Raw genomic sequence first — 4,668 nt, 5'->3', positions numbered from 1 at the left:
CGGTCCACCGGACTGCCGGACCGAGCGAGGAACCGTCCCCACAGTCGCGGCAGGTGCGGTCGCGGCACGGGAATATTCGGACGGGCGATCCGGCTTCCTGCGTGAGTGAGTAGCGAGCGGGGAACGACAGTCGGGTTCAGGTCCGAGCGGGGCGCGGTACTGATGGCGCTGATGCTCACCACGGGGCTGATCGCGATCGACGCGACGATCCTGGCCACGGCCGTACCGTCGGTGGTGAAGGAACTGGGGGAGTTCGACCAGTTCCCGTGGCTGTTCTCGGTCTACCTCCTCGCGCAGGCCGTCTCGGTCCCCATCTACTCCAAGCTCGCCGACACGATCGGACGCAAGCCGGTCATCCTGGTCGGGGTCGGGCTGTTCCTGCTCGGCTCGATCCTGGCCGGGCTGGCCTGGAACATGTCGTCGCTGATCGCGTTCCGGGTCGTGCAGGGACTCGGCGCCGGCGCGGCGTCCCCGATGACGATGACGATCGTCGGCGACCTGTACAGCGTCGCCGAGCGCGCCCTCGTGCAGGGGTACATCGCGAGTGTCTGGGCGGTGTCGTCGGTGGTCGGGCCGGCGCTCGGCGGTGTCTTCTCCCAGTTCGTCTCCTGGCGATGGATCTTCTTCGTGAACATCCCGCTGTGCCTGGTCGCGGCCTGGGCGCTGGTCAGGTCCTACCACGAGAAGCTCGAACGCAGGCGACACCGCATCGACTACGCCGGTGCGGCGCTGCTCACCCTCGGTCTGACGGCGGTCATCCTCGCATTGCTGGAGGGCGGCAACGCGTGGTCGTGGCTGTCCTGGCAGAGCGTGCTGAGCTTCGGGATCGGCATCGCGGCGCTGGTCGCCTTCCCCGCGGTCGAACGGCGGGCCGCCGAGCCCGTCCTGGACCTGTCGATCCTCACCCGTCCGTTGATCCTGACCTGCACGCTGGTCTCGCTGGGGGTCGGGGCGCTGATGATCGGCATCACCAGCTACGTCCCGACCTACCTGGAGAACGCGCTCAAGGTCGCCCCACTGGTGTCCGGCATCGCCATCGCCGCCCTCACCCTGGGCTGGCCACTGGCCGCGTCCCAGGCGGGAAAGATGTACCTGCGCCACGGCTACCGCACCACCGTCCTGGCCGGCAGCACGATCGCCCTGGCCGGTGCGCTCGCGCTGGCCGCCACCGGGCCGTACCCGAACCCGTGGACGGTGGCCGTGGTCGCCTTCGTGGTCGGCTTCGGTCTGGGCTGGACGGCGGCGCCCTCGCTGATCGCCGCGCAGGCGTCCGTCGAGTGGAACGAGCGCGGTGTCGTGACCGGGCTCAACGTGTTCGCCAGGTCGGCGGGCAGCGCGGTCGGTGTCGCGATCTTCGGTGCCATCGCGAACAACGTGATCTCCACGGGCAGGGGCGAGCAGGACTACGCGACGATCGTGGCCGCGTCCACCTGGGTCTTCGTGGCCGTGGCGGCCTCGGCGGCCCTGATGCTTCTCGCCGCCACCCGGCTGCCCCGCGGCAGCGTCGACTCGGCCGCGTACTCGATCGCGCCCGCGACCGATTGAGCCGTCCTCCCGAGTCGTGCCGCACGGCCTCCGCACGTGCATGGACGACGCCGTCGGGGACGGGCCGCGGCGGTGAGCCGGCGGCCGCGGCAGCGCACCGCGACCGCGTGTCGGCAGGGACGGCGAGGGTGGCGGCCGCATCATGGAGGCGTGAGCACCCCACGGAGTTCCTCTCCTGGCCCGCGCTCCGCCGAACTGCTCTGCGGGACCGGCGAATGAGCGGCCTGCTCGAGGTGATCGCGCTGCACCCCGCCGACGCCGAACGCGCCGAGGCCGGCGGGGCCGACCGGGTCGAGCTGTGCGGCTCGCTGGAGGACGGCGGCATGTCCCCGACCCCCCAGCTGGTGGCGCAGGTGCGCCGCGCGACCAGCATCCAGGTGCGGGTGATGGTGCGGCTGCGGGACGGGTTCGGCACCGATGGAGGCGAGGCGGTGCGGCTGCGCGGCCTGATGGCCGCGTACGCGGACGCAGGCGCGGACGGCATGGTGCTCGGCTTCCTGAACGGCCTGGGTGAGGTGGACGCGGGCGTGTGCGCGGAGCTGGTCTCCGACGGCGCCTGGCCCTGGACCTTCCACCGTGCCATCGACGCGTGCCTGGACGCCGACAAGGCGTGGACGGCGTTGGCCGGTCTGCCTCGCCTCGACCAGGTTCTCACCGCCGGCTCGGCGAGGGACGTCGAGCACGGCCTGGGCGACCTGCTCGCGAGGGCGACGGCCGATCCGTGGGCCGCGTCGGTGATCATGGCCGGCGGCGGTCTGCAGCCCGACCATGTGCCGTGGCTCGCGCGGGCCGGCGTCCGCGCCTTCCACATCGGCACGCCGGCCCGGCCCGGTGGCTCGTACAAGGCCTACGTCGACGAGGGCCTCGTCCGCTCCTGGCGCACCCTGATCGACGACGAGGTCCGGCACCGCCCTGCGGTCCCGGCCTGATCCCGCCGGCCGCACAGGGCAATGTTCCCGCCGCTGCCGGAGCGACTCCGCCCGAACCCGGCGGGGCGAGCGGCCCGATCAGTCCGCGGCGGGCTCGATGTGGACGAAGGTCGTGGTGTCCGGCAGCGCGGAGCTGACGGCGTTCTCCACGTCGTCGGCGACGTCATGGCTGCGCTTCACCGTCCAGGAGCCCGGCACGGACAGCGTGGCGTAGACGAAGCGCTGACGGCCGGACTCGCGGGTCTTCAGTTCGGTGATCTCCACGCCCGGGTCGTCGCACACCTCGGCGAGCACGGCGGAGACGATCGCGATCTCCTCCTCGGGCAGGGCCGCGTCGAGCAGCCCGACCACCGAGCGGCGTACCAGCCGGTAGCCGGTGAGCAGGATGTTGGCCCCCACGACCAGCGCGATGACCGGGTCGAGGATCTGCCAGTGGGTGAGCGCGACGAGCCCGATCGCCACCAGCACGCCGACCGACGTCCACACGTCGGTGAGCAGGTGCCTGCCGTCCGCCTCGAGGGTGATCGACCGGTACCGGCGCCCGGCCCGCAGCAGGACCAGGCCGGTACCGAGGTTCAGCACGGTGGCCAGCATCGACAGGGCCAGGCCGAGGCCGAGCTGCTCGAGCGGGGCGGGGCTGAACAGCCGCGCGACCGCACCCCAGATGATCACGGCCGCGGCGACGAAGATCAGGCTGCCCTCCACGGCCGCCGACATGTACTCGGCCTTGCCGTGGCCGAAGTCGTGGTTGAAGTCCGCCGGCTTGGCGGCCAGGCGCAGCGCCCACAGGGCGACCAGCGCCGCCACCAGGTTGACCGTCGACTCCATCGCGTCCGACCACAGGCCGACGGAGTTCGTCAGCCAGGCGGCGACCGCCTTGATGGCGACGGTGGCGATGGCGGTGACGATCGAGAGCCAGATGTAGCGTTCGAGGGATCGAGGGTTCTGTGGCGTGGCGACGGGGAAGGACGCGTCCTGCACGCGCTCACTCTACCGGCAGGGTCGACTCCTCCACCTGGCCGAGGTCGAGCGGCCAGACCTCAGGGCGCGCAGCGATCGCGACCAGCTCGGCCACGTTCGACGGCCATACCGGCTCCGCCTGTGCGCCGAGCCCGGCCAGCGGCAGCCAGGCCCAGCCCGCGAGCGTGACCCGTTCGTCCTCGGTGAGCCCGTCCTGCCGAAGCTCGAACGGCGCCGGGACGATGAGCACGAAGAAGAGTTCGGACTGGCTGAGCACCTGGTCGGAGTAGCCGTGCACCACCTCCCGGAACGCGACCGGGCCGAGCAGCCGGTCGGGGGTGACGTCGAGGCCGGTCTCCTCGGCGAGCTCCCGGACGGCGGTCGCTCCGGGCGTCTCGCCGGGGTCGACACCCCCGCCCGGCGTCACCCACCAGCGGGAGCCGGGCAGACCGGGATCGGTGTCGGCGAGCAGCAGCACGCTCGTGCCGTCGGTGACGACGACCCGCGCGGCGCTGCGCTGCCGCCGGGGGCGCAGCGCCGGCGGAACGGGACGGAACCGGCGGTTCCGGAAGGGCTCGCTCACACCCGGGCTCCCGCCGTCGGAGGTGCTCATGGTGCGGGGATCCGGACCACCGCCAGGTCACGCAGCGACTCGTCGAGAAGGTGCAGGTCGACGTTGCCGGGAGCGAGAACGTAGCCGACCTCGCCCTTGACGCGTTCGCCGGCGTCGAGCTGGCGCCCGCCGAGTGGCGCGTCGAGGCTCGGCCCGAATCCGGGCAGGCTGGGGCCGGCGGCGGTGGTGGCGCGCAGCAGGATCGGGTCGATCATGACGCTGCCGTTGGTGCACGCGACGCTCACCTCCAGCACGAGATAGCTGGTGCCTTCTCCAGCGGGGACCTCTCCGGCGTCGGTCCACGTCGCCCGGGTCACGGTGAGGGTGCCGGCACCGGTCGGGGCGGAGAACTCGACCGCGGCGCCGATGTCGCCCCCGGTGACGTTCGCCGCCTCCGCACTCGCCGGCGCGGACGGGGTGACCGTGACCACCTCGGCGGGCCCGCGGCTCGCGGTGGCCGTGGCGGAGGGACTCGTCGCGGGGAGGACGGGCAGGGCGCTGAGGATCCCGATCAGCAGCAGGCTCGCGGCGAGGACGGACGCCACGGCGACCCGGCGGCCGCGCTGACGGCGGCCTGGCCCGCGTCCCCTCGGCGGGGCGGGAGCGACCACCCGCGGCCCG

General features: G+C 72.8%; 5 protein-coding genes. 2 read left to right on the top strand and 3 right to left on the bottom strand.

Going from position 1 to position 4,668, the window contains the following annotated elements:
• The first annotated feature begins 162 nt into the window (after positions 1–162).
• Together QM633_RS07295 and QM633_RS07290 are read left to right on the top strand one after the other, a co-directional pair.
• The gene (locus tag QM633_RS07295) at positions 163–1,545 is read left to right on the top strand and encodes an MFS transporter (protein WP_415153079.1); all 1,383 of its coding nucleotides are present in this window, start codon (positions 163–165) and stop codon (positions 1,543–1,545) included.
• A 215-nt stretch (positions 1,546–1,760) separates the two neighbouring features.
• Positions 1,761–2,474, top strand: a complete 714-nt coding sequence (locus tag QM633_RS07290) for a copper homeostasis protein CutC (RefSeq protein ID WP_415153078.1) — start codon at positions 1,761–1,763, stop codon at positions 2,472–2,474.
• Between the two features lie 78 nt (positions 2,475–2,552).
• Here the strand turns inward: QM633_RS07290 and QM633_RS07285 are convergent, their stop codons facing one another.
• The 3 genes from QM633_RS07285 to QM633_RS07275 all read right to left on the bottom strand — a co-directional run.
• Complete coding sequence (locus QM633_RS07285) at positions 2,553–3,455, bottom strand: cation diffusion facilitator family transporter (RefSeq protein ID WP_415153077.1); 903 nt, start codon at positions 3,453–3,455, stop codon at positions 2,553–2,555.
• 4 nt (positions 3,456–3,459) lie between these two features.
• On the bottom strand, positions 3,460–4,017 hold the full coding sequence (locus QM633_RS07280; RefSeq protein WP_415153076.1) for an NUDIX hydrolase: 558 nt from the start codon (positions 4,015–4,017) through the stop codon (positions 3,460–3,462).
• Between the two features lie 26 nt (positions 4,018–4,043).
• Positions 4,044–4,668 (bottom strand): hypothetical protein (locus QM633_RS07275; RefSeq protein ID WP_415153075.1); only part of this gene is annotated, 625 nt, incomplete at its 5' end.

The sequence above is a fragment of the Propionicimonas sp. genome (assembly GCF_047606205.1).
Taxonomy (GTDB): domain Bacteria; phylum Actinomycetota; class Actinomycetes; order Propionibacteriales; family Propionibacteriaceae; genus Propionicimonas.
The sequence above is the reverse complement of the archived record's forward strand: the minus strand, read 5'-3'. Positions and strand labels throughout refer to the sequence as shown.

What these genes read in the sequence shown, in the direction of transcription:
- QM633_RS07295 (WP_415153079.1), top strand. Translation starts at nt 163, where the DNA reads ATGGCGCTGATGCTCACCACGGGGCTGATCGCGATCGACGCGACGATC.
- QM633_RS07290 (WP_415153078.1), top strand. Translation starts at nt 1,761, where the DNA reads ATGAGCGGCCTGCTCGAGGTGATCGCGCTGCACCCCGCCGACGCCGAA.